Consider the following 22,269-nt stretch of genomic DNA (forward strand, 5'->3'; position numbering starts at 1 on the left):
TCCAAAAGCAAGAGGGCGCACACAATGAAACTCGCAACATTCAAATCCGGCGGTCAGGAAAAAGTCGGGATCGTGCATGCCGGCGACGGCAAATTGTTTGATCTCGCCGCGGCAGCCAGCCGGAACGGCGCCGCCAATCCGGCCTTCGCTTCCATGCTTGCCCTGATCGATGCCGGCGAAGGCGCGCTCGAACAGGCGTCGGCCGTGTTCGACAAGCACGGCAAGGACGAAACCTTGTCGGTATCAGCTGCAACGGCCGAGATTCTCGCGCCGATCCCGGAGCCACGGCAGATGCGGGACGGCATGTCATTCCCGCTGCACATTCTCCAGGCCCCGCGCGGCCAGCTCAAGCTCGCCGCACGCGCCAGGAATGACATGGCGGAACTGGCGCGGATCGAGGCCGAGCCGCTCGGCGAATTGCCCGAGGTTTATCGCAAGCAGCCGATCTATTACATCACCAACCGCTTCAGCGTCCGCGGCACCAACACCACCGTAAAGTGGCCGCGCTACAGCCAGGTGATGGATTATGAATGCGAATTCGGCATCATCACCAAAAACAAAGGTGCCAACATTTCCGCCGCGAAAGCCAAGGATCACATCTTCGGTTATACGATCTTCAACGATTTTTCTGCGCGCGACGCCCAGCGTATCGAAATGGAGGGGCGGCTCGGTCCCGCAAAAGGCAAGAGTTTCGATGGCGGCAATGTGATGGGACCGTGGATCATCACGCCGGACGAAATCGGAGATCCCTACAAGCTCAAGATGGAAGTGCGCGTCAACGGCGAGATGCGCTCGCAAGGGGTTTCCGATGGAATGCTGTTTTCATTCGAGGAGATCATCGCCCATGTCACCAAGGACGAGACCCTGATGCCCGGCGAATTCATCGGTTCCGGCACGGTCGGCAATGGCTGCGGACTGGAACTCGGCTGGTATCTCGAACATGGCGACAGCGTCGAGCTTGAAGTCGAAAAGATCGGTATCCTGAAGAACCGGGTCGAACGGCAATAGGCTGCCGCGACCACGCCAGCACAACAAGAACCAAAAACATTCAGCGAGGAAACGCCAATGGCGCGCAAGTTGATCGATATCTCCGTTCCCCTGCAAAACGATGTACCCGCCGATCCGCCGGGCGGTCATCCGACCATCCAGTACATCGACCATCAGCAGGGCCTGCCGCGCGTGCTGCAGTTCTTTGACGGGCTGAAGGCCGAAGACCTGCCGGACGGGCAGGGCTGGGCGGTCGAGCAGGTGCAGCTCTCGACCCACAACGGCACGCATCTGGATGCGCCCTGGCACTTCCATCCCACCATGAACCGCGGTGAGCGATCCTGGACCATCGACGAAGTGCCGCTGGAATGGTGCCTGCAGCCGGGGGTGAAGCTCGACTTCCGGCATTTTTCCGACGGCTATGTGGCGACCGCCAAGGACGTGGAGAACGAGCTCAAGCGTATCGGTCACACGCTGTCGCCGCTGGAAATCGTGGTGGTCAATACCAGCGCCGGCGTCAAATACGGCCGGCAGGATTACGTCACCTCGGGCTGCGGCATGGGCTATGAGGCGACCATGTATCTTCTGGAGCGCGGCGTGCGGCTGACCGGCATTGACGGCTGGAGTTGGGATGCGCCGTTCGTCTACACCGCCAAGAAATATGCCGAGACCAAGGATGCCAGCCTGATCTGGGAAGGCCACAAGGCCGGCCGTCACATCGGCTATTGCCACATCGAGAAGTTGCACAACCTAGAGCAACTGCCATCGACCGGATTCATGGTGTCCTGCTTCCCGGTGAAGATCGAACGTGCCTCGGCGGGCTGGACGCGGGCCGTCGCTATTCTCGACGAGTAGCTCGATCGCCAGCGAGAAAGGCCGAGAGGAATTTCATGATGGAATGCCTCCAGCCCGTTGGCAGATGCTTCTGCGGGATCAGTCCGCTTCGTCGATCTCAAACCGCCGCAGCTTCATCCTCGGTGTCGGCGCGCTGATAATGACAACAGCCGTCGCGCGCCGCAACGCCGACACTGCGCATGTCGATTGAGCGCAGCGCGCTCATGCCGGACCTGAGGTCAAGCCAAGCCACCTGTTGCGCGTTAGAAGTTTCAAATTTGCGCCAAAGAAAAAGGCGCGCCGGTTGTCCGGCACACCTGATTGTTGTTTAGACCGTGCGTAAATCTTCGCCGATCAGTCGGGTATCAGTAATACCTGCAGACGCGAACGCCGTAAGCATTCCACCAGCAGCGCGGTCCGCCGCGCACCACCGGAACGCCATAGAAGCCGTAGCCCCGGCCATAATAACCACGGCCGCGACCCCAGCCGCCGCCGCGATAGAAACCACGACCGCCACCGCGACCCCACCCGCCGCCACGGCCTCGTCCACCGCGGGCTTCCGCCGGCGAGGTCGTTGCACCTACCAGAATGGCAGACGTGCTGGCGACGTAGACGAACAACAAGGTGAGCGCTGCAAGACAACGCGTCAGGATATTGTAGCGTTTAGCCATTCTAGAATCTCCTGGTCACTTTCTAAACCACCTGGACTTCCGCATTATCAAACTTAGACGCTCGAAAATGCTTTTGGTTCAGATCAGCTAAGATAATATCTTTACTAAGGTTCTTCAGGCAATTCGGGACTTTATTAAGACGGAAAGATAAGGTCAAGTTACACTCCGGCTTGCGACGAATTCTCGCGTTGCGCCGTTCATCTTTGTTCATCTTCGTTCATCTTTCTGTACGACGATTGTGCACTGCAGAATTACGAAACGAAAACTCGGCAAGACAAACCAGCCGTAAAACCAGGCAAGAAAAACCAGGCAAAGCCCAAGCCAACAACTTGAAGTCGACACGATCTCGCGCACGACGGTCCCCCGCCTTAAAGAGTATCCATGCCCAAACAGCACACCTATGTCCTCGGCCTGAACACCTACGACCATGACGTGAGCGCCTGCCTGTTGCGCGACGGCGCCATCGCATTCGCGATCGCCAAGGAGCGGATCACGCGGGTCAAGCACGCGTCCGGCTTCTACAAGGAGGTGATCGATTATTGCCTCGAGGCAGAAGGCATCACGCTGGATGACATCGATCTGATCGTTCGCAATTGCTACATCATGCCGGTAGGAGAAATGGAAGAGCGGCTGGTCTATTTTGACGCGCCGGGCTTCCTTCCCGAATTTGAACGAGACGATGCGGCCAAGCACCCGTTGTACCTTTCGCGTCAGGACAAAGTGGTGACGATCTCCCACCATCTGGCGCACGCTTACAGCGCGTTCGCGGTATCGCCGTTCGAGGAAGGCGTGGTGATGATCGTCGATGGCGTCGGCAGCTATCAGTCCGACGTCATGGAGTCCTATCCCTCGAGCGATACCGCAACGCCGCTCGCGCGCGAATCCGAGAGCTATTACAAGTTCAAGGGATCGACGCTCGAATGCCTCAAGAAGGTTTTCATGGAGCCGGACCGCGGCTTCCTGAGCGATGAATTCTACAACATGCCGGGGATGGGCGCGCTCTACAGCCGGGCATCGACCTACATCTTCGGCGACTGGAATAAATGCGGCGAGCTGATGGGGCTCGCGCCCTATGGCCGCCACAACCAGGTCAAGAGCCTGATGGGGCTGACCGACGGCAAGCTGCAGGTGCCGCACTGGACCACCGATCTCAAGCAGCCCTACATCCAGGACGGCAACAACTGGGAAAAGAGCCCGGCGATGCGGCACTGGGAGGATCTGGCCTGGCGGGTGCAGGACGATACCGAGAACGTGCTGCTCGCCCGCGCGCGCTGGCTGCGGGAAACCACCGGGGCCAAGAACCTGACGATGGCCGGTGGTGTCGCGCTGAACTGCGTGGCCAATGGCCGGCTCGCCCGTGAAGCCGGTTTCGACAATATCTGGATCCAACCGGCGACCGGCGATGACGGCATTGCGATCGGCTGCGCCTATTACGGCTGGCTCGAGATCCTGAAGCAGCGCCGCAACTTCGTCATGGAGCATTCCTATATCGGCAAGCCCTATAGCGATGCGGATGTCGCGGCAGCGCTGCAGCGGTTTTTGGTGCGCATCCAGATCGACGCAAGGCGCAGCGACAATATTTGCCGCGACACCGCAAAGCTGCTCGCGGATCAGCGGGTGATCGGATGGTTTCAGGGCGGCTCGGAGTTTGGCCCGCGGGCACTCGGCAACCGCAGCCTGCTCGGCGATCCCCGCAAGCCCGAGATGAAGGATATCCTGAACAGCCGCGTCAAGCACCGCCAGGCGTTCCGCCCGTTCGCGCCAATCGTATTGGCCGAGCGCATGAAGGACATTTTCGAGGGCGATGCGGATTCCCCGTTCATGCTGCTCGCCAAACCGGTTCGCCCTGAATGGCGCGACAAGATTCCGGCGATCGTGCATGTCGACGGCACGGCGCGCGTCCAGACCGTGCGCGAAGCGACCAATCCGAGGCTGTACCAGTTGCTGAAGGAGTTCGACGCGCTGACCGGCGTTCCCGTGCTGATCAACACGTCATACAACATCAAGGGCGAGCCGATCGTGGAAACGCCGCGCGATGCGGTGGCCTGCTTCCTGACCACGGGGGTCGATCATCTGATCATGCACGACACGGTGGTATCGAAGACCGCCATGCACAAGATCGTCGGACCGCTGGTCGATACCTACGACGACGTGAGGAACCTGGTGTCAGCGACAGCCCGGCCGGCCTAACGGTCGGTTGAGGGAAGGGCGCCTGATCAAGCCGCCTTGATCAGGCGACTTTCGGCGCCGCCGGCTTGGGTAGCGGCTTGTCCTGCCGTTTCGACCAGGAAATGTAATAGGCGACGATGGTCATGATCGCGATGCCGGTTACGCTGACGAAGATCTGCGCGAACAGCGAACCGGAGCTCAGCGACAGCTGGAAGTGCCCAACGAACGACAGGAACACTCCGACGCAGAACACGGCGAGCGACTGCTGACCGCAGACGATCAGCGGATCGAATATTTTCCATTCCAGCGCCGGCCAATCCTTCGGGATGAAACGGATTACCAGGATCACGATCACCACGAAATGAAGGAAGCGATAGGGCGCCAGATTGGTCTTGTCGTTCGGATTGAACATCGAATAGAGCCAATGCGGGAACATCGCTCCGAAATCAGGAAACCGGCCGGCCATCGTCATGACCAGCGCCAACAGCATATAGGCGATACAGAAATACAGCGTCAGCGGGTGGTTGATCACCGCCGCCGACCGCCGGGCGCCGCCGAGCGCGCACCAGGAGCCGAACACGAACAGCACCTGCCAGGCGAACGGGTTGAAGTACCAGGTTCCGCTCGGATAGGCCGCCAGGTTCCAGCCGGTCTGCCGCGACACCAACCACAGCACGATGGCGGCGACCATGGTCCAGTTGGGCTGGCGCAGCATCATCCACAGCACCGGCGGGAACAGCCCCATCAGCACGATGTAGAGCGGCAGCACGTCGAGATTGACCGGCTTGAACTTGAGGAACAGGCCCTGGCGCAACGTTTCGGTTGCGTTGTCGACCAGTCCGACGACGTTGAACTCGTTGACGAGTTCGGAATCGCCAAACCGCAGCGCGAGGTAGCTGATCGATGCGATATAGATCACGAACAGGATGATATGGGCGACGTAGAGCTGCCAGACGCGCTTGGTCAGCCGCGTGGCGCCGACGATGAAGCCGCGGTCGAGCATCATCCGCGCATAGACGAAGGAGGCGGTATATCCGGAAATGAAAACGAACAGGTCGGCCGCGTCGCTGAAGCCGTAGTTGCGGGTCGTGATCCAGTTCACCACGTTGTCCGGGATGTGATCCAGATAGATCGCCCAGTTCGCAACCCCGCGAAACAGGTCGAGCCGGAGGTCGCGTCCTTTTTCGGGCAGGGTGGCGTTGATTTTCATGGGAGCCGCTTCGATGTGATGCTGTCGGGACGATCGCACCGCCGGACCAAGCCTTGAATCAGGCCTCGAACCATACGCTGGCCGCAGGGCGGACGAAGATTGTCACAGTGCAGCATAATGACTATACCGGTCCGGAAATGGTACATCCGGGGTTATGGAATCACCGATCAAATCCCTGAAAGGTGTCTCTATACTATCCCGGCCGTCTGCGCCAAACGTCTCCAAGTCTCGTGTCTTTAAGTCGCACATCTCTGAGGGTCCGACCATCCATGACCGCACGCATTTTTAAGCCCGCCAAAAACGCGATGCAATCGGGCCGGGCCAAGACCCGGGAATGGCAGCTCGACTACGAGCCCGAGCAGCCCCGGGCCATTGAACCGCTGATGGGGTGGACATCGTCCGGCGATATGAAGCAGCAGCTCACGCTCCACTTCGACACCAAGGAAGACGCAGTGGCCTATTGCGAGCGCAAGGGCATTCCCTACCAGGTGATAGAGCCCAAGGACTCCCTGCACCGCCAGGTCGCCTATGCCGACAATTTCGCGTTTCGGCGCGGCGAGCCCTGGACGCACTAATCTTAGGGAAGCGCTAGGGATCGGTTCGGGGCGTCGGATCCCCCGGGATCGGCAAGGGCGCATCCTTCGCGACGCCAAGGACCGGCAAGCTCCTGATGGTTCGGACCTCGGGCATGGCGGCAAACTGCAGCAGCTGCTGATGCATCCCCTCGACATCAGGCGCGACGCATTTGAGTAAAAAGTCCGCTTCTCCCGAAATGCGCCAGCTCTGCAGGATCAGCGGCAAGGCTGCGATCGAGGCTTCGAACGCTTCCAGCGTGGCCTTGGCCTGGCTCGCCAGCTGGATCGATACGAACGACACGACCTCGTAGCCGAGCACCTTCTCGTCGATCGTCGCGCGGATCGCCTTGATCACGCCGCGGCTGCGCAGGGACCGCACGCGGCGCAGGCAAGGCGGCAGGGAGAGGCCGACACGACTGGCCAGTTCGTTGATCCGGATGCGTCCATCCCTCTGAAGCTCGGACAATATCTTCAGGTCGATGTCGTCGAGCTTGTGATTGGCTGTCATGGCTGCTCGTCCGCGCTCGAGAGTTCGCCGCTGCTAGACAGCTGCAACGCGCCGTGGCTTGCGGATGCTGCGGGCAGGGGCGCTCGCGGCCTGCGGCGACACGCCCGACAGTACCAGTTTCTCATGGGCGGCGATAATCGCGTCCCTGGTCAGGCGTCCGCCCGGCCGGTACCAGGTACAAAGGCCGGTCAGCAGCGCCAGGATCGCAAACGTCGCCACCTTCACGTCAACGACTTCGAAGGCGCCTTCGGAAACGCCCTCCGAGAGGATACGCGCCAGCCGCGCCTCATAGGCGCTGCGCAGCGCGACGATCGCCTCATAGTTCTTCGGCTCAAGGCTGCGCAGCTCGGAATTGGCGATGAAGACCTCGCGCTTGCGGCTCATGTGGTAGGTGACGTGGAATGCGACGAAGGCGCGGAGCTTTTCCTCCGGACTTTGCTTTCCTTCCAGCGCGAGATCGAGCTGACGAATGAGCTCGTTGACGTGGTCCTGCACCAGCTCGAACAGCAGTTCCTGCTTGGTGCTGATATGATTGTACAGCGACCCCACCTGGATCCCGACCTCGGCGGCGAGGTCGCGCAGGCTCATCGCCGAATAGCCCTGTTCGAAGATCAGGCGCAGCCCGGCCTTGCGGATCGCTTCCAGCGTCTTCGGGCCATAAGAGCCGATCGTGCGTGCCATCTGGTCCTCGGGGTGGTGGATTGGGCCGCTTCACTTTGGCGCATAAAGATACAAACGACCGTATGTTTATTGCATGAGATGTGAGGAATTTCAACGGCATAACGTGCCATTCTGGCGGAAAATCGAAAATGATGACCATCCTCTTGCGGCTCCATTAAAAAAACGTATGATCGTTTTTAATTCGGAGGAGACGTGATCGTGCAAGCGGGCCCGCGATCCCGGCTGCCGGGACACTTCGCCGCAAAGATGGTACAGCCTGTCGCGCCGTTTCGCGAGAGGTCTTGTCCCGTCAGTCCTAGAGGCCACGCACCACCGCCCGTCACTCAAAGAAACGATAGGCCATGTCGCTTCATTCAACGATCGATCCCACATCCGCCGATTTTGCCCGCAACGCCGAAGTGATGCGCGGCCTCGTCGCCGACCTCAGAGAAAAACTCAAGGTGGTTGCCGGTGGCGGCGGCAAAACCTCCCGCGCGCGGCATACCTCGCGCGGGAAGATGCTGGCGCGCCAGCGTGTCGACCTGCTGGTCGATCCCGGGACCGCGTTCCTCGAATTGTCGCCGCTGGCCGCCCACGGCCTCTATGGCGGCGACGTCCATTCCGCCAGCGTCATCACCGGGGTAGGGCGCATCTCGGGCCGCGAATGCGTCATCGTCGCCAACGACGCCACCATCAAGGGAGGCACCTATTATCCGATGACCGTGAAGAAGCATCTGCGCGCGCAGGACATCGCGCGGCAGAACAATCTGCCCTGCGTCTACATGGTCGATTCCGGCGGCGCGTTCCTGCCGCTGCAGGACGAGATCTTTCCCGACGAGCGGCATTTCGGCCGCATCTTCTACAACCAGGCGCAGATGTCGGCGCAAGGCATTCCGCAGATCGCCATTGTGATGGGCTCCTGCACGGCCGGCGGCGCCTATGTGCCCGCGATGTCGGACGAGAGCATCATCGTGCGCAACCAGGGCACGATCTTTCTCGGCGGACCGCCGCTGGTGAAGGCCGCGACCGGCGAGGTGGTCACGGCCGAAGAGCTCGGCGGCGCCGACGTGCATTCGCGGCAATCCGGCGTCACCGACCATTACGCGCAGAACGACGCCCATGCGATCGGGATCGCGCGGCGGATCGTCGCCACGCTGAAGCCGCCGACGCGCGCCACGCTCAACATGCGCGAGCCACGCGAGCCGCTGTTTCCGGCGGAGGAAATCTACGGCGTGGTTTCCGCCGACGGCCGCAAGCCGTTCGACGTTCATGACATCATCGCGCGGATCGTCGATGGTTCCGAGTTCGATGAGTTCAAGAAGCTTTACGGTACGACCCTGATCTGCGGCTTTGCCCATATCTGGGGCTATCCGGTCGGTATCATCGCCAATAACGGCATCCTGTTCAGCGAGAGCTCGCTGAAGGGCGCGCACTTCATCGAATTGTGCTGCCAGCGCAATATTCCGCTGGTGTTCCTGCAGAACATCACCGGCTTCATGGTCGGCAAGAAATACGAGGCCGGCGGCATCGCGCGCGACGGCGCCAAGCTGGTGACGGCGGTGGCGACCGCCGGGGTGCCGAAATTCACGGTCGTGATCGGCGGCTCCTATGGCGCCGGCAATTACGGCATGTCGGGGCGGGCCTACAGCCCGCGCTTCCTCTGGATGTGGCCGAACGCCCGCATTTCGGTGATGGGCGGCGAGCAGGCGTCGATGGTTCTGGCCCAGGTGCGGCGCGACGGTATCGAGGCGAAGGGCGACACCTGGTCGGCCGAAGACGACGAGAAGTTTCGTGCGCCGATTCGTGCTCAGTATGAGAGCCAGGGCAGTCCGTATTATGCCACCGCGCGGCTGTGGGATGATGGGGTGATCGATCCCGCCGACACGCGGCTGGTGCTCGGCCTTGGATTGTCCGCGGCTGCCAACGCGCCGATCGAACCGACGAAATTCGGCCTGTTCAGGATGTGATGCAGGAACTCATGATGGACCGCTCGAAACTATACCGGCGTTTTCGCACGCTCTTGATCGCCAACCGCGGCGAGATCGCCTGCCGCGTGATCCGCTCCGCCCGCGCCATGGGGCTGCGCACCGTGGCCGTCTATTCCGAGGCCGACCGCGACGCCATGCATGTCGCCATGGCCGATGAGGCCGTGCTGCTGGGGCCGGCGCGGGCCCGCGACAGCTACCTCAACGTCGAGCGGGTCATTGAGGCTGCGCGCCAGACCGGCGCCGAAGCGGTGCACCCCGGCTACGGGTTCCTGTCCGAAAATGCCGAGTTCGCGCAAGCCTGCCTCGACGCCGGCCTGGTGTTCGTCGGTCCGACCGCCGCGATGATGACGGCAATGGGCTCCAAATCCGGCTCAAAGGCCTTGATGGAAAAGGCCGGCGTGCCGCTGGTGCCGGGCTATCACGGCGAAGCCCAGGATGAGGCTGTTCTGGCCAATGCCGCCGACAAGATCGGCTTCCCGGTGCTGGTCAAGGCCTCCGCCGGTGGCGGCGGGCGCGGCATGCGTGTGGTCAATTCGGCCGGTGAACTGGCGGCGGCCATCGTCAGTGCCAAGCGCGAGGCCAAGGCGGCGTTCGGCGACGACCGCATGCTGATAGAAAAATTCGTCCTGAACCCGCGTCACATCGAGGTGCAGATCATCGGCGACAGCCACGGCAATCTGCTGTCGCTGTTCGAGCGCGAATGCACGCTGCAGCGGCGCCATCAGAAGGTGATCGAGGAAGCGCCGTCGCCGACGCTGGACGCCACCCAGCGCGAGGCGGTCTGTGCCGCCGCGCGCAAGGCGGCTGCGGCGGTCAATTATGTCGGCGCCGGCACCATCGAATTCGTCTCCGACGGCAAGGAGGTGTTCTTTATCGAGATGAACACGCGCCTGCAGGTCGAGCATCCCGTGACCGAACTGATCACCGGCGTCGACCTTGTGGAATGGCAGTTGCGGGTGGCGTTCGGCGAGAAGCTGCCGCTGGCTCAAAATGAGATCAAACTGAACGGCCACGCCATCGAGGCGCGGGTCTACGCGGAAAATCCGCAGAAGAACTTCATGCCATCGGTCGGCCGGATCAAGACCTGGCGCACGCCCGACGCCGTTGACGGCCTGCGTATCGACGCCGGCTATCGCAGCGGCGATGCGGTATCGCCCTATTACGACGCCATGCTCGCCAAAGTGATCGCGTGGGCGCCGACGCGGCAGGCCGCGATTGAGAGGCTCAACCGCGGACTGGAAGAGACCGACGTCCGCGGCATCGTGACCAACATCCCGTTCCTGTCGGCGCTGGTGACGCATCCGCAGGTTCGGGCGAATACCATCGACACCAGTTTTATTGAACGCGAACTGAAGGGCCTGACGGACCCGAAACACGCGTGCGGCCATCTTGAACTCTGTGCAGCGGTCGCCGCTATCGTCGTCGAAGAGCGCAAGGTCGCAGCCAAGGAGGCCCATTCGCCGTGGCAGGCCTTTGGCTGGCAGCCGGTCGGCCAGCGGCAGCGGGTGTTCGCGCTTCGCCAGGGCCAGGGCGCCGAGCAGAAGGTCACGCTGGACTATGGCAACGGGGCGTCGACGCTGTCGATCGGCGAGCGCCAATTCGTTTTCACAACGACGCCGCCGGATGATGGTGGTTTTGATCTGACGCTCGACGGGATGAAATCCCATATCGTCGCGGTCATCGAGGGTCACGAACTGTATCTTCGCACCCGCAACGGGCGCTTTGACCTGCATTGGGTCGATCCGTTCGGCGGCGAGACCGAGGAACATGTCGGCGAGGACAAGATCGTGGCGCCGTTGCCGGGCACGGTTGTGGCGTTGCTAGCCGAGGAGGGCGCGACCCTGGAGAAGGGGGCTGCGATCCTGACGCTGGAAGTCATGAAGATGGAGCAGACCCTGCGCGCGCCGTTTGCCGGCGTGTTGAAGAAGATCAAATGCAAGGTCGGCGATATCGTCGGCGAAGGCGTCGAACTCGCCGAAGTCGAACCTGCAGCCTCGTGAGGCCGAAATGAGCGACGCTGTCCGGATCGTCGAAGTCGGGCCGCGCGACGGCCTGCAGAACGAAAAGACTCCGATCAGTGTGGCTGATCGGATTGCCTTCATCGAGGCGTTGATCGGCGCAGGATTGCACACCGTCGAGGTCGGCGCTTTCGTGTCGCCCAAGGCGATCCCGCAGATGGTCGGTTCGGACCAGGTGTTGCGCGGCGTCAGCCATATCGCGGGCGCTGAATTCCACGTGCTGGTGCCGAACGAAAAGGGTTACGAGGCCTCGCAAGCCGCCGGCGCCAAGGTCATTGCCGTGTTCGCCTCGGCCTCGGAAGGATTTTCCCGCGCCAACATCAATTGCTCGGTTGCGGAATCGATCGAGCGCTTCAAGCCGGTGGTCGCCCGCGCCAAGGCCGATGGCATCAGGGTGCGCGGCTATATTTCCTGCGTGCTCGGCTGTCCCTTCGATGGCGAGGTCAAGCCGCAGGCCGTGGTGGACGTCGCCAAAACGCTGTGGGACCTCGGCTGCTACGAGGTGTCGCTCGGCGATACCATCGGCGTCGGTACGCCGATGAAGGCCCGGCAGCTGCTGCGTGCGGTGGCCGGCAGCGTGCCGATGGAAAAGCTCGCGATGCATTTCCATGACACCTACGGGCAGGCGCTGGCCAATCTCTATGCTGGAATGGAGGAGGGCGCGCGCGTGATCGATTCCGCCGCCGGCGGCCTCGGCGGCTGCCCCTACGCCCCCGGCGCGACCGGCAATGTCGCGACCGAGGACGTTGTCTATATGCTCGAGGGCTTGGGGATCGCGACCGGCGTGGACATGCCAAAGCTGTTAGCTGCGACCAATGAGGTCAGCCGCTTGATTGGCAGGCCTCCGGTCAGCCGCGTTGCGTCGGCATTGAACGCAAAGATGCGCGCCGCGAAATAGACCGCTTAGGCGGCCTTCAAGCCGACATTCGGCAGCATCGGCCGGTTCTTCAGCGCCGTGGCCATGATGGCTTCGACCTCCGCCTTTTCGTGCGGCAGCAGGGCCAGCCGCGGCGGACGGGTCAGCGCGGTGCCACGGCCAATGATGTGCTCGCACAGCTTGATGCACTGGACAAGGTCCGGGCGGGCATCGAGATGCAGCAGCGGCATGAACCATTCGTAAAGCGGCATCGCCTCGGCGTAGCGGCCGGCCTTGGCGAGGCGGAACAGGGTCTCGCCCTCGCGCGGGAAGGCATTCGACATACCGGATACCCAGCCGACCGCGCCCATGGCCACGCTCTCGACTATGACGTCGTCGAGCCCTGCAAACAGCACGAAGCGATCGCCGACCATGTTGCGGGTGTCGATGAAACGCCGTGTGTCTCCGGAAGAATCCTTGAAGCACACCACCGTCTCGACGTCCGCGAGCGTGGCGAGAATATCCGGCGTCACGTCGTTCTTGTAGATTGGCGGGTTGTTGTAGAGCATCACGGGCAGGTCGGTGGCGGTAGCAACCGAGCGGAAGTGCGCGGCGGTCTCGTGCGGCTTGGACGAATAGACCAGCGCCGGCATCACCATGATGCCGTCGATCCCGACCCGCGCGGCTTCCCTGGCGGTTTCCACCGCAAAGGCCGTCGTGAACTCGGCGATGCCGCACAACACAGGGACGCGGCCGGCCGCAACCGACTTTGCCGTCTCCATGATTGCGATCTTTTCCTTGCGCTCGAGCGAGGTGTTCTCGCCAACCGAACCGCAGATGATCAGTCCGGAGACCCCGTCGCGGATCAGGCCGTCCATCACCTTCGCCGTCGCGTTGATGTCGAGCGACAGATCGTCATGGAATTGCGTGGTAACAGCCGGGAAGACGCCTTCCCAGGAAATGCGTGGGCTCATTGTTTCGCTCCGATAGGGTTTTTCCGGCGGATTCGCTGAATCCGCCGAGATTTGACTGGAAGAACGATGGTAAGGGTCAGAGCGTCGCGCCGACCTTGCGCAGCTCGGCGAGAACCGGCGCCTTGGGCAGCCAGATCTTGTCGAACTCGGCAATGACAGCCTCGGTATCCGCCGTCGCGACCTGCCGGATCGGGATCGGCGCGTTGCGGAAGTTCTCGATCAGCTTGGGCTCGTTGCCGGCGAGTTCGTCGATCTGGGCATCGAGCGTCGATTTGACGGTCTTGGCGATCAGCTCCTTGTCGGCTGCCGGCAGCGACTGCCACACGCGGCCGGAGACGACGGCCGCCATCGGCATGAAGACGGCGTTCATCTGCAGGATGACCTTGGCGACCTTGTCGAAGCGCTGGTTCCAGGAGAATTCGAGGTCGGCCTCGAGGCCATCGACCTGGCCGTTCGACATGGCGTCGAACACCTGCGGCGTCGGGATCGGTGTCGGCGCAGCACCCAGCGAAGAATAGAAGTCGCGATAGACCGGCGTCGGATTGATGCGCAGCTTCATGCCTTTGATATCGGCCAGACCAGTCAGGTCCTTGGCCGAGAAGATCGCGCGCATGCCGGTGATGCCCCAGCCCAGACCGATCGTTCCGGTTTCCTGCGGCAGCACGTCGAACAGTTTGACCGCCGCGGGATGGCGGACGAACTTGGCCACCGATGGCGTCGAACGCACGATGTAGGGCGCGTTGATCGCGGCGATGTGCGGCACGCGTGAACCGAGTTCGGCGGCCTGGATGAAGCCCATGTCGAGCGCGCCGGATTGCAGCTGCTGCATCATGGCCGGCTCGTTGCCGAGCTGCCCGGAGTGAAACACGGTCATGGTCAGGCGGCCGCTGGTGGCAGCCTTCAGGTCCTCGCCGAGCTTGAGGGCGGCCTTGTTCCAGGAGTGCCCGTTGGGCGTGATGAGGCCGAGGCGAAACTCCTTGGCCTGCGCCAGCGCGAGCGAGGGCGCGAACAACGGCACGGCCGCGCTGGCGGCAAGAAATCGGCGACGTGAAATAGTCATGACAAGGCTCCGTTAAGTTGGGCGATTCACTTGATGAGGACGAGGGACAGGGAGGGATAGAGCGAGAGCAGCACCAGCAGGACGCAGGAGATCCCAAAGAAAGGCAGCGTCACGATGAACATCTTTCCCGGCTTGGCACCGGTGACGGCGGCGGCGACGAAGAAGCAAAGGCCCACCGGCGGCGACAACAGGCCAAGCACCAAATTGATGACCACCACCACGCCGAAATGCCGGGGATCGATGTGATAGATCTCGGTGGCGACCGGCAGCAGGATCGGCACCGTCATGATCAGTCCGGGAATTCCGTCAATCACCGTGCCGATCACCAGCAGGATGGCGTTGCAAAGCAGCATGAAGCTGATCGGATCCTTGGCAACCGACTGGATCCACGCCGCGGTTTCCTGCGGCACCTTGCCGAAGATCAGCACCCAGGAGAACACGGCGGCGGCCGCCACCAGAAACAGCACGATGGCCGAATAGATGCCGGAGCGCAGCATCATCTGCGGCAGCTGCGAGAATTCGAATTCCCTGGTCCAGTATTTTCCGATCAGGGCCGCCGCGACTGCGCCGACGGCCGCCGACTCCGTCGCATTGGCGAGGCCCCCAAGGATCGAGCCGACGATGACGATCGGAATCAGCAGTGTCGGACAGGTGCGCAGGATCGTCGCCACGCGCTGCCGCGGCGTCTGATATTCGGCGCGCGGGTAGTTGTAGACGTAACCCATCAGCGCAATGACGAGGCAGAACATCACCGTGAGGATCACGCCGGGCACGATGCCGGCGATCAGCATGTCGCTGACCGAGACCTGCGCCAGCACGCTGTAGACCACGAACATCACGGATGGCGGAATGATCGGCCCGAGCATGCCGCCATAGGCGGTCAGGCCCGCTGCAAAGGTCCGGTCGTAGCCCTTCTTCTCCATTTCCGGGACCATGATCTGCGCCATGATCGCGACCTGCGCGGTCGCCGAACCGAGGATGGAGGAGATGAACATGTTGGCGAGGATGTTGACGTAGGCCAGCCCGCCCTTCAGCGAACCGACAAACGCCATCGCCATGTCGACGATGCGCCGGGTAATGCCGCCGCCATTCATGATTTCGCCGATCAGGATGAACAGCGGTATCGCGATCAGTCCGTAACTGTCGACGCCGCCGAACAATTGCAGCGGATAGGATTGAAACAGCACCGGATTGCCCGACGCGATGATGTAGACGAAGCCGGCGAGACAGAGACATAGACCGATCGGCACGCCGACCAGCATGATCACCATGAAGGCCGCCGACGTGATCATCAGTTGACCCCGTCGAGCTCGGAGAGCTGGAAGCCCTTCAAGGCCGTTCGTGGCACGAGTTCGAGGTCCTCGAGCAGATTGGCGATGCCGTGGATCGTGATCGACACGGCAAAGATCGGCAGCGTCAGATACACCACCCAGGTCGGCCAATTCAGCGTCTGGGTGCGCTCGGTGTAGAGGAAGTTGAAGGTCTCGCCGGCAAATTTGCGGGCGTCGAAGCCGGCACGGGCGAGGCCAACCGGGTCCATCCAGAGCCAGCAGGTGGCGATCAGCGACACGCCGAACACCACGACCATGCCGGTTGCGATCACCTTGGCAAGCTTCTGAGTTCGTGCCGAAAGCCGTTCGGTGAGCATGGTGACGGCAAAATCGAGTCTCAGCCGGGTCATCGCGGAGGCGCCGATAAATGTCAGCCAGACCACGCAATAGACGGCCGATTCATCGATCCAGTAGATCGGAAAATGCGAATAGCGGGTGACGACGTTCACCAGGATCAGGGCCGTCAGCAGATACATCAAGCCCATCAGGGCAAGGCGCTCGCATGCGAGCAGGGCGCCGGAGGCCCAGACCGCGACGCTGCGGGCGCTGAACGCCGGCGCATCGGAAGCCGTTTGTTCGATCATGGGGAGCCCCGCAGCCCGCGAAATTTGCCGTGCATTCGCAAAATGTATAATTTATACAATCTTGCTGTCAATGGAGATTGCGGGGTGAATCGTGGACCTCGCACCGGCTTTGTGCTGGGGCGGACCACTTCAACGTGCGAAACAAGACCGCCTCGACTGGAGGGCCGGCGATGAAGACGGAAGATCAAATGAAAGTCCCGCTAAAGCACCGGACCTTGTCGGCTGCGATCGTCGACCAGCTCAGACAATCGATTCTCGACGGCACCTATCCGGCGGGATCCCAACTGCGGCAGGACGCGCTGGGCGATGCTTATGGCGTGAGCCGCATTCCGGTTCGTGAAGCGCTGTTTCAGCTCGAAGCCGAAGGCCTGGTACGGATCGTGCCGCAAAAGGGGGCGATCGTTTCGGAACTGTCGCTCGACGAAATCAACGACGTGTTCGATCTGCGCCGGATCCTGGAGCCGCGGCTGCTGGCGCAATCCGCACCTTGCTTTGCCGCCAAGGACCTCGACGGGTTGGACGATATCCAGAAGCGCTTCGAGAAGGCGATCAAGGCACGCAACGTCAGCGAATGGGGGCAGCTCAATGCCGAGTTTCACATGGCGCTCTACGCGCAGGCACGCCAGCCGCGGACCAAGGCGATCGTCATCGCGCTGCTGCAAACCAGCGACCGCTACACGCGCCTGCAACTATCCAATACCAAGGCAATGGGGATCGCTGAAAAGGAGCACGCCCATCTGATCGCGCTGTGCCGGGCACAGCAAATCGACGAGGCATGCCGGTTTCTGGAGCAGCATATCGAATCCGTGAGAGCGGATCTGTTGCACGTCGTCGGCGGCGGCTCGATCGCAGTTCGTTCCAAGCGGGGAACGCGGGCAGGCGAGTAGTGCGAACGCATCAGGCTGCGACGTCGCTTGCGAGCTTCAGCAGATTGGCCGACGTCGCCGTCGCGGCACTGTAGTCCTTCCACGCGGTATCGCGCGCGATGTCGCGCCACATGGCCACGGTTGCCGCATCGAGCGCGGTGACTTGGGCGCCGGCCTTCTCATAGACCTTGGCGACTTCGATATCGTCGTCCTGCGCACCCGTCTTGCCGAAGGCTTCGAGGTCAGCGCCGACCGCGCGAATGATGTCCTGCTGGTTCTTCGGCAGCTTGTCGAAGCGCGCTTTCGACATCAACAGCGGCTCCAGCATGAACCAGTAGGAGGCGCCCGCGCCCGAGGTCAGCGATTGTGCGACCTCCTCCAGACGGAACGAGATCAGACTGGTGGACGAAGTAATTCCGGCATCGCAGGCGCCGCTCTGCATCGCCGCATAGAGTTCGTTGGACGGTACCGAAAGCACCGCTGCGCCCGCGGTCAGCAGCACCATGTCCATCTCGCGCGAACCGCCGCGAACCTTGAGGCCCTTGGCGTCTTCCGGAGCGACGATCGGCCTGGAACGGCTGGCGACGCCACCGGCCTGCCAGACCCAGCTCAGCAAGATGATGCCCTTGTCGGCCAGGAAATCGGTCAGCGCCTTGCCGACGGGGTGCGTTTTCCAGCGCAAGCCCTGATCGTAGGTCGAAACCAGTCCAGGCATCAGGCCGATATTAGTTTCCGGCAATTCGTCGCCGGCATAGGGAAGGGGATAGAGGCTCAGATCAAGATCACCTTTACGCATCGCCGAGAATTGCGCGTTGGCCTTGATCAGTGAGGAGTTCGGATAAACCTCGGCCGCGATCTCGCCGCCGCTGCGCCTAGCGACTTCCTGCGCGAACGTACGGCACAGGCGGTCGCGGAAATCACCCCTGTCGATGCTGCCGCCCGGAAATTGATGCGAAATCTTCAGCCTCGTTGCGGCGTGTGCGGTACCCGTGCCGAAGCGAAGGATGGCAGGCGCGGCGAGCGCGGATCCGAGAACATGGCGGCGTGTGAGCATGGTTCTCCCCTGAATTCCATCCTTGATCGACGTGACCAAGCCGGCCTTGAGCGCAGCTTAACCGGCTGCCGTGCGTAGATTTTCTGTTCTGATCGTTCGAACCAGCCTGTCGCTCAAGGCAGCAGTGGCTGATTCCAGAGCCAGACTTCAAGGTCTGCCGCAGTGCACACGTAGGAAGGGGGAGTGTTTTACGAAGGACTCGTCAACCATGCGTCCGCCTCCGTTTCCTGGGATGCGTGCGCTGGCTGCTTCAATTATCCGCTATGGCCGGTAATGACGCATATCCCTTTTAGGTCGCGCCTGCCGCCGTTCAGGACAATAAGCGCAGGGACGACTCACGAAGAACGGCCGCTGTTCGATACGTCCAGGAGTGCCACGAGTAGGGACGGGAAGACGGACGCCATGAAAGGACGGCGGGATGGTGAAAGACGGCATGAACAATGGCCAGGCCGTCGTTTGTTTTTTCAGTCGGGCTCGCCCGCGCGGCGGCTTGCGATTTCCGGCGCGGATGCCCGCGTCCGAACGAGCGCGTTACTTCTTCTTGCCTTTGCCGCCGCTCTTGCGGGCCGCGTAGCGCGCATCGCGTTTGGCCTTCGCTTCGGCCTCGAGGGCTGCCTGTCTGGCGGCCTCTTCTTCCTTTTCGCGGGCGAGCTGGGCGGCAGCCGCGGCTGCAGCTTCTTCCTCGCGCGCCTTGGCTTCGGCCTTGGCGGCTTCGCGGGCTTCCTTGGCCTTGGCGCGGGCGGCCGCCTGCGCTTCGCGCTCGGCCTGACGCTGCTTCACCTCCGGATCGTCAGGGCCGGGCTGGGCCTTGAACTTGTTCAGGATGTTCTGTCTCGCTTGCTGGGCGGCCTTCTGGCGGTCGGCGAAGCTGGGTTCCTTGAATCCACTCATAAAAGGGGCCTTGTCGTTTTCTTGATTGGTTGTGAAACACAGGGGATTGGCGGTTTGCGCTTCAGTAGGTGAACCGGCGACAAAATGCCAGCGCCGAAGGGGGCAAACAGGGAGATTTCCGTGAACGGCCCGGTTGGTCGGCCGATGCCAGTGAGCGCGCTGGCTGCCCTGGCCGGAGCGCCGATGGCGTGTGCCTCGACACAAGCGACAGCAGCGCCGGCTAAAACCGGTTCCGAGCCGGGCCAGGCAGTGGCTGTTCTAATCGTCCCTGAATTGGTCGCGGCGGCCGCCCGGGCCGAGAATTTTCGCAACCGTAACGGCCGTCATCGCCACGCGATCGGAAGTTCGCTGGGCTTCCAGCCTGTCGCGAGCTCTCTCCTTGATCATGAGATCGATGAGTTCGAGCCGCTTGGCATCGTCGGTCGCTTCAGCCAGTAGTTTTCGATAGCGATCGTAGTCGTAGCCCACTTCCTGCTTGCTCATGGCACGCTCCGCACACGCGCTTTCCCCAAACCAACACTGTTGATTAACCCCTCCAGGCGCGCAACGCATTTGCGGGACTTATCCCCCTTGCCGCGCATCTTGGCGTGCGAGTGTTGCAGAATTGATCCGGCAGATAGCGCACAGGTTGTGGCGCGGTCGGACGTCAGGAGAGGAGCCCGATACGATCGGTAACGCCGTCCGGGCTGGGCCGGAACCTGCCGGGTGCAATCGGTCGCACCCGAATGCTGAAAATCTGTGAGTTCGCTCACATTAGGAAGGCAGGCGCGAGCCTATGTTGCGGCAGGTCCTGAATGGAGTGACCGCCATGATCCCGAATTGGTGCACCCTTAAAAATGTCGTTCTTGCCGCAGCGATCGTTTTGTTCGCCTGCGTCGCGGGCGGTGTCGCGGTTGGACTGGCGTATCCGGAGCCGGTGTCCAGCGCCGCGCTCGGGCCGGATTGGCAGTGCAGCCGGATGGCGTTTGTCTGGACCACCTGCAGGAGGCTGACGCACGCCAAATCTGCATCGGTTCGTGTAACGAGGGAACCGGCCTGCACGCGAAGCCGGACGTAGGCGCGATGCTGGTGCGACGTCACCGGGCGGCGATTGGGCGCGTTGCGGCCGCGCTGCTGGTCCATGAACCTGTCGGATCACGCCGGCGGGTTACGAAGAAACCGAGAACCGGGCAAAACGTCCGCGAAAAATCTGAGAACCGGCTAACTGAGTTTGTCCCGTCGGACGCCCGCCGGTTCACGCCGGCGGGTTTGGTGCGGTCCTAATTCGAACACTTGCAAGCCGAATTTAGGACGCTTTAAGTTCCACCCATGATCCGCGAGCGTTCCCGTTTAGAGCGCGCGGGTATCTCCAAAGGGGTAGGTATGTTCCGGTATGTTCGCGGCTTCGCGGACTTGCTCAGCGTACTGCTCGCTAATGCGGTGCAGTATCTCGACCATCGATGGTTGGTCTTTGGCAGGTTGGCTCATCCGGTGGATCATACCCCAAGTCGGTAAACCGATCCCAACGTCACACTGAAATGGCAGTGTAGACAAATAAAAACCCCGTCCGGGGGGCTAGCGCGGACGGGGTCATTCCAAAGCGCTCCCGGCGGCGTTTTGATGAGCGCCACCGTAAAGTCTAACAGCGGAGTTTATTGCCGGGAAGTAGATTCGGGAAAACTTGGTATTAGTACCGAGCGAGACCGAAGCGTGCATGCCAATGATCAGGCGGCTGGTTTCTTATCGTCGCGCTTTGCTTGTAGGCTCGTTGCACTCTAAACCAAGCAGTGCGCTTCGGGCTTTTTTCCAGCGACGCTCAGCCTCCTTCAAAAGGGGCTTGTCCAGAGGGTCGACATGGATGAAACGACGCCGTTCAGTCTGGGCGCGGAGCGCTTCCCTCGCGATAACATCAGCGACGTTAACAGACTTTCGGGTGGTCATGATGTTTTGATGCAACCTAGCTGCCAGAGTTCTGCCCATTAAGAGGCATTCAAGCCATGCCGCGCAAATCACAACCCGGTCAGTAGCTAACCACTTGGGGCGTGGCCGCGCAGGTTGGTTTCGTCCATGTGAGGTGATCTCGCTCACACTAGCACTCGTGATCTGTCACCTAGGGAACAGGGGCACGACCGACACTCCTGCGACTACTCGGCTTGAGAAGGGAATGGTCTCTTCTCAGGAAACAGGAGATTTCAATGAGTGAGCTAAACGACGGCAGCTTGTCAGCACTCGAACTCGACGTGGTCTCGGGTGGCTTGAAGTTGCAGCTCGGTGGACTTGGTATCGACATTGGCGAGAACGGTGTCGCATTAGGCATCTACATAAACGGTGTTGGCGGTGTCGCGATCGGGAGGTATGCCTGTGGGGTGCTGAAGGGCGTCGGCGGCGGTTGCATCTGATCCGCGCGGGCGAGCGCATTAGATCGAACTCCATCCATCGCTACCCCGGTGCGCTACTGGATGTCTTTGAAAAAGGCCCGCCGGGTCACGCCGGCGGGTTTATCGTATGTGAGCCGCCTCACGGTTAGACCGCGCTCCGTTCGCCATACTCGCTCGACATCAACGGCGCACAGCAACTGGCGCTCTTTCTTGCCCGATTCCCTTGCGGCAAAATGCGACTGATGCTCTGCCATTCACTCCGGCAATGGCACTCATCCTCCGAAACCAAACCGGATGGCCTGCCGCGATAGCCTCTAATGCTCCGGCGACCATATCGATCTCGTAGCCAAGATGCTCGTGAAGCTTTTTCGACACAGAAGCGACACGACTCTTTCGAGGGCGTGCCGTCTACCCCTTTGAAATCATTGGCGATCCCAGCAGGATTCGAACCTGCAACCCACGGAGTAGAAATCCGTTACTCTATCCAGTTGAGCTATGGGACCGTCGAGTCTTTCTAGCACTGCCATTATGAAAAATCCGCTTCGGAGCCAAGTCCGTTCCGAACCGATTTCCTTCAGGCTGCGACAAAGCCAGACGGCGGACCATTGCCATCGGTCCGCCCATCAATCAATGCTGCGCCGGCAACCCCCGCCGGTGCGGTCCGGGACCTTGGACT

Annotated in this window: 21 protein-coding genes and 1 tRNA gene; 9 read left to right on the plus strand and 13 right to left on the minus strand. The window is 61.6% G+C overall.

What is annotated here, in order from left to right; translation table 11 throughout:
• Positions 1–24: 24 nt before the first annotated feature.
• Complete coding sequence (locus tag ABIE49_RS39570; RefSeq protein ID WP_192735797.1) at positions 25–1,008, plus strand: fumarylacetoacetate hydrolase family protein; 984 nt, start codon at positions 25–27, stop codon at positions 1,006–1,008.
• A 57-nt stretch (positions 1,009–1,065) separates the two neighbouring features.
• Positions 1,066–1,842 carry a cyclase family protein gene (locus tag ABIE49_RS39575; RefSeq protein ID WP_192735798.1) on the plus strand — a complete coding sequence of 259 codons (777 nt, stop codon included), beginning with the start codon at positions 1,066–1,068 and terminating at the stop codon, positions 1,840–1,842.
• 344 nt (positions 1,843–2,186) lie between these two features.
• On the opposite strand, the gene ABIE49_RS39580 is transcribed toward ABIE49_RS39575, so the two are convergent.
• Positions 2,187–2,492 carry a hypothetical protein gene (locus tag ABIE49_RS39580; protein ID WP_192735799.1) on the minus strand — a complete coding sequence of 102 codons (306 nt, stop codon included), beginning with the start codon at positions 2,490–2,492 and terminating at the stop codon, positions 2,187–2,189.
• Between the two features lie 381 nt (positions 2,493–2,873).
• Here ABIE49_RS39580 and ABIE49_RS39585 point away from each other — a divergent pair, with 381 nt between their 5' ends.
• A complete protein-coding gene (locus ABIE49_RS39585; RefSeq protein ID WP_192735800.1) occupies positions 2,874–4,682 on the plus strand; it encodes a carbamoyltransferase family protein in 1,809 nt (602 codons plus the stop codon).
• Between the two features lie 40 nt (positions 4,683–4,722).
• Here ABIE49_RS39585 and ABIE49_RS39590 read toward each other — a convergent pair whose 3' ends face one another.
• Complete coding sequence (locus tag ABIE49_RS39590; protein ID WP_192735801.1) at positions 4,723–5,871, minus strand: OpgC domain-containing protein; 1,149 nt, start codon at positions 5,869–5,871, stop codon at positions 4,723–4,725.
• A 269-nt stretch (positions 5,872–6,140) separates the two neighbouring features.
• Between ABIE49_RS39590 and ABIE49_RS39595 the strand changes: the two genes are divergently transcribed.
• Entirely contained in the window at positions 6,141–6,446 is a 306-nt protein-coding gene (locus ABIE49_RS39595) for an ETC complex I subunit (protein ID WP_192735802.1), read from the plus strand.
• 13 nt (positions 6,447–6,459) lie between these two features.
• On the opposite strand, the gene ABIE49_RS39600 is transcribed toward ABIE49_RS39595, so the two are convergent.
• Together ABIE49_RS39600 and ABIE49_RS39605 are read right to left on the minus strand one after the other, a co-directional pair.
• Complete coding sequence (locus tag ABIE49_RS39600; protein ID WP_192735803.1) at positions 6,460–6,954, minus strand: Lrp/AsnC family transcriptional regulator; 495 nt, start codon at positions 6,952–6,954, stop codon at positions 6,460–6,462.
• A gap of 33 nt (positions 6,955–6,987) precedes the next feature.
• Positions 6,988–7,635, minus strand: coding sequence for a TetR/AcrR family transcriptional regulator (locus ABIE49_RS39605; protein ID WP_192735804.1), 648 nt, complete (start codon positions 7,633–7,635; stop codon positions 6,988–6,990).
• Positions 7,636–7,976: 341 nt separating this feature from the next.
• On the opposite strand from ABIE49_RS39605, the gene ABIE49_RS39610 reads away from it, so the two are divergent.
• From ABIE49_RS39610 to ABIE49_RS39620, 3 genes are read left to right on the plus strand one after another with little or no spacing between them, the layout of a single operon-like run.
• Entirely contained in the window at positions 7,977–9,581 is a 1,605-nt protein-coding gene (locus ABIE49_RS39610; RefSeq protein ID WP_192735805.1) for a carboxyl transferase domain-containing protein, read from the plus strand.
• A gap of 14 nt (positions 9,582–9,595) precedes the next feature.
• The gene (locus tag ABIE49_RS39615) at positions 9,596–11,602 is read left to right on the plus strand and encodes an acetyl/propionyl/methylcrotonyl-CoA carboxylase subunit alpha (protein ID WP_192735806.1); all 2,007 of its coding nucleotides are present in this window, start codon (positions 9,596–9,598) and stop codon (positions 11,600–11,602) included.
• A gap of 7 nt (positions 11,603–11,609) precedes the next feature.
• Positions 11,610–12,518, plus strand: coding sequence for a hydroxymethylglutaryl-CoA lyase (locus tag ABIE49_RS39620; RefSeq protein ID WP_192735807.1), 909 nt, complete (start codon positions 11,610–11,612; stop codon positions 12,516–12,518).
• A 5-nt stretch (positions 12,519–12,523) separates the two neighbouring features.
• On the opposite strand, the gene ABIE49_RS39625 is transcribed toward ABIE49_RS39620, so the two are convergent.
• From ABIE49_RS39625 to ABIE49_RS39640, 4 genes are all read right to left on the minus strand, one after another.
• Positions 12,524–13,450 carry a dihydrodipicolinate synthase family protein gene (locus tag ABIE49_RS39625; RefSeq protein ID WP_192735808.1) on the minus strand — a complete coding sequence of 309 codons (927 nt, stop codon included), beginning with the start codon at positions 13,448–13,450 and terminating at the stop codon, positions 12,524–12,526.
• Between the two features lie 76 nt (positions 13,451–13,526).
• Entirely contained in the window at positions 13,527–14,510 is a 984-nt protein-coding gene (locus ABIE49_RS39630; protein ID WP_192735809.1) for a TRAP transporter substrate-binding protein, read from the minus strand.
• Between the two features lie 26 nt (positions 14,511–14,536).
• The gene (locus ABIE49_RS39635) at positions 14,537–15,802 is read right to left on the minus strand and encodes a TRAP transporter large permease (protein ID WP_192735810.1); all 1,266 of its coding nucleotides are present in this window, start codon (positions 15,800–15,802) and stop codon (positions 14,537–14,539) included.
• Positions 15,802–16,425, minus strand: coding sequence for a TRAP transporter small permease (locus tag ABIE49_RS39640; protein WP_192735811.1), 624 nt, complete (start codon positions 16,423–16,425; stop codon positions 15,802–15,804). The genes ABIE49_RS39635 and ABIE49_RS39640 overlap by 1 nt, the downstream gene beginning before the upstream one ends.
• A gap of 188 nt (positions 16,426–16,613) precedes the next feature.
• Between ABIE49_RS39640 and ABIE49_RS39645 the strand changes: the two genes are divergently transcribed.
• Positions 16,614–17,312: a GntR family transcriptional regulator gene (locus tag ABIE49_RS39645; protein WP_192735812.1), complete on the plus strand. Its 699-nt coding sequence runs from the start codon at positions 16,614–16,616 to the stop codon at positions 17,310–17,312.
• 10 nt (positions 17,313–17,322) lie between these two features.
• On the opposite strand, the gene dctP is transcribed toward ABIE49_RS39645, so the two are convergent.
• The 4 genes from dctP to ABIE49_RS39665 all read right to left on the minus strand — a co-directional run bounded on the left by dctP (position 17,323) and on the right by ABIE49_RS39665 (position 20,358).
• The gene (gene dctP, locus ABIE49_RS39650; RefSeq protein ID WP_192735813.1) at positions 17,323–18,345 is read right to left on the minus strand and encodes a TRAP transporter substrate-binding protein DctP; all 1,023 of its coding nucleotides are present in this window, start codon (positions 18,343–18,345) and stop codon (positions 17,323–17,325) included.
• A 531-nt stretch (positions 18,346–18,876) separates the two neighbouring features.
• Positions 18,877–19,236 (minus strand): DUF6481 family protein, encoded by a 360-nt coding sequence (locus tag ABIE49_RS39655; RefSeq protein WP_192735814.1) that lies wholly within the window; start codon positions 19,234–19,236, stop codon positions 18,877–18,879.
• A gap of 258 nt (positions 19,237–19,494) precedes the next feature.
• Complete coding sequence (locus tag ABIE49_RS39660) at positions 19,495–19,719, minus strand: hypothetical protein (protein WP_192735815.1); 225 nt, start codon at positions 19,717–19,719, stop codon at positions 19,495–19,497.
• A gap of 270 nt (positions 19,720–19,989) precedes the next feature.
• The gene (locus ABIE49_RS39665) at positions 19,990–20,358 is read right to left on the minus strand and encodes a hypothetical protein (RefSeq protein WP_192735816.1); all 369 of its coding nucleotides are present in this window, start codon (positions 20,356–20,358) and stop codon (positions 19,990–19,992) included.
• Positions 20,359–21,410: 1,052 nt separating this feature from the next.
• Here ABIE49_RS39665 and ABIE49_RS39670 point away from each other — a divergent pair.
• Positions 21,411–21,614: a hypothetical protein gene (locus tag ABIE49_RS39670; RefSeq protein ID WP_192735817.1), complete on the plus strand. Its 204-nt coding sequence runs from the start codon at positions 21,411–21,413 to the stop codon at positions 21,612–21,614.
• Positions 21,615–22,019: 405 nt separating this feature from the next.
• Here ABIE49_RS39670 and ABIE49_RS39675 read toward each other — a convergent pair.
• A tRNA-Arg gene (locus ABIE49_RS39675) sits at positions 22,020–22,096 on the minus strand.
• Positions 22,097–22,269: the final 173 nt, after the last annotated feature.

Origin of the sequence: Bradyrhizobium sp. OAE829 (assembly GCF_040546575.1) — a bacterium.
In the GTDB taxonomy this organism is placed as follows: Bacteria; Pseudomonadota; Alphaproteobacteria; order Rhizobiales; family Xanthobacteraceae; genus Bradyrhizobium.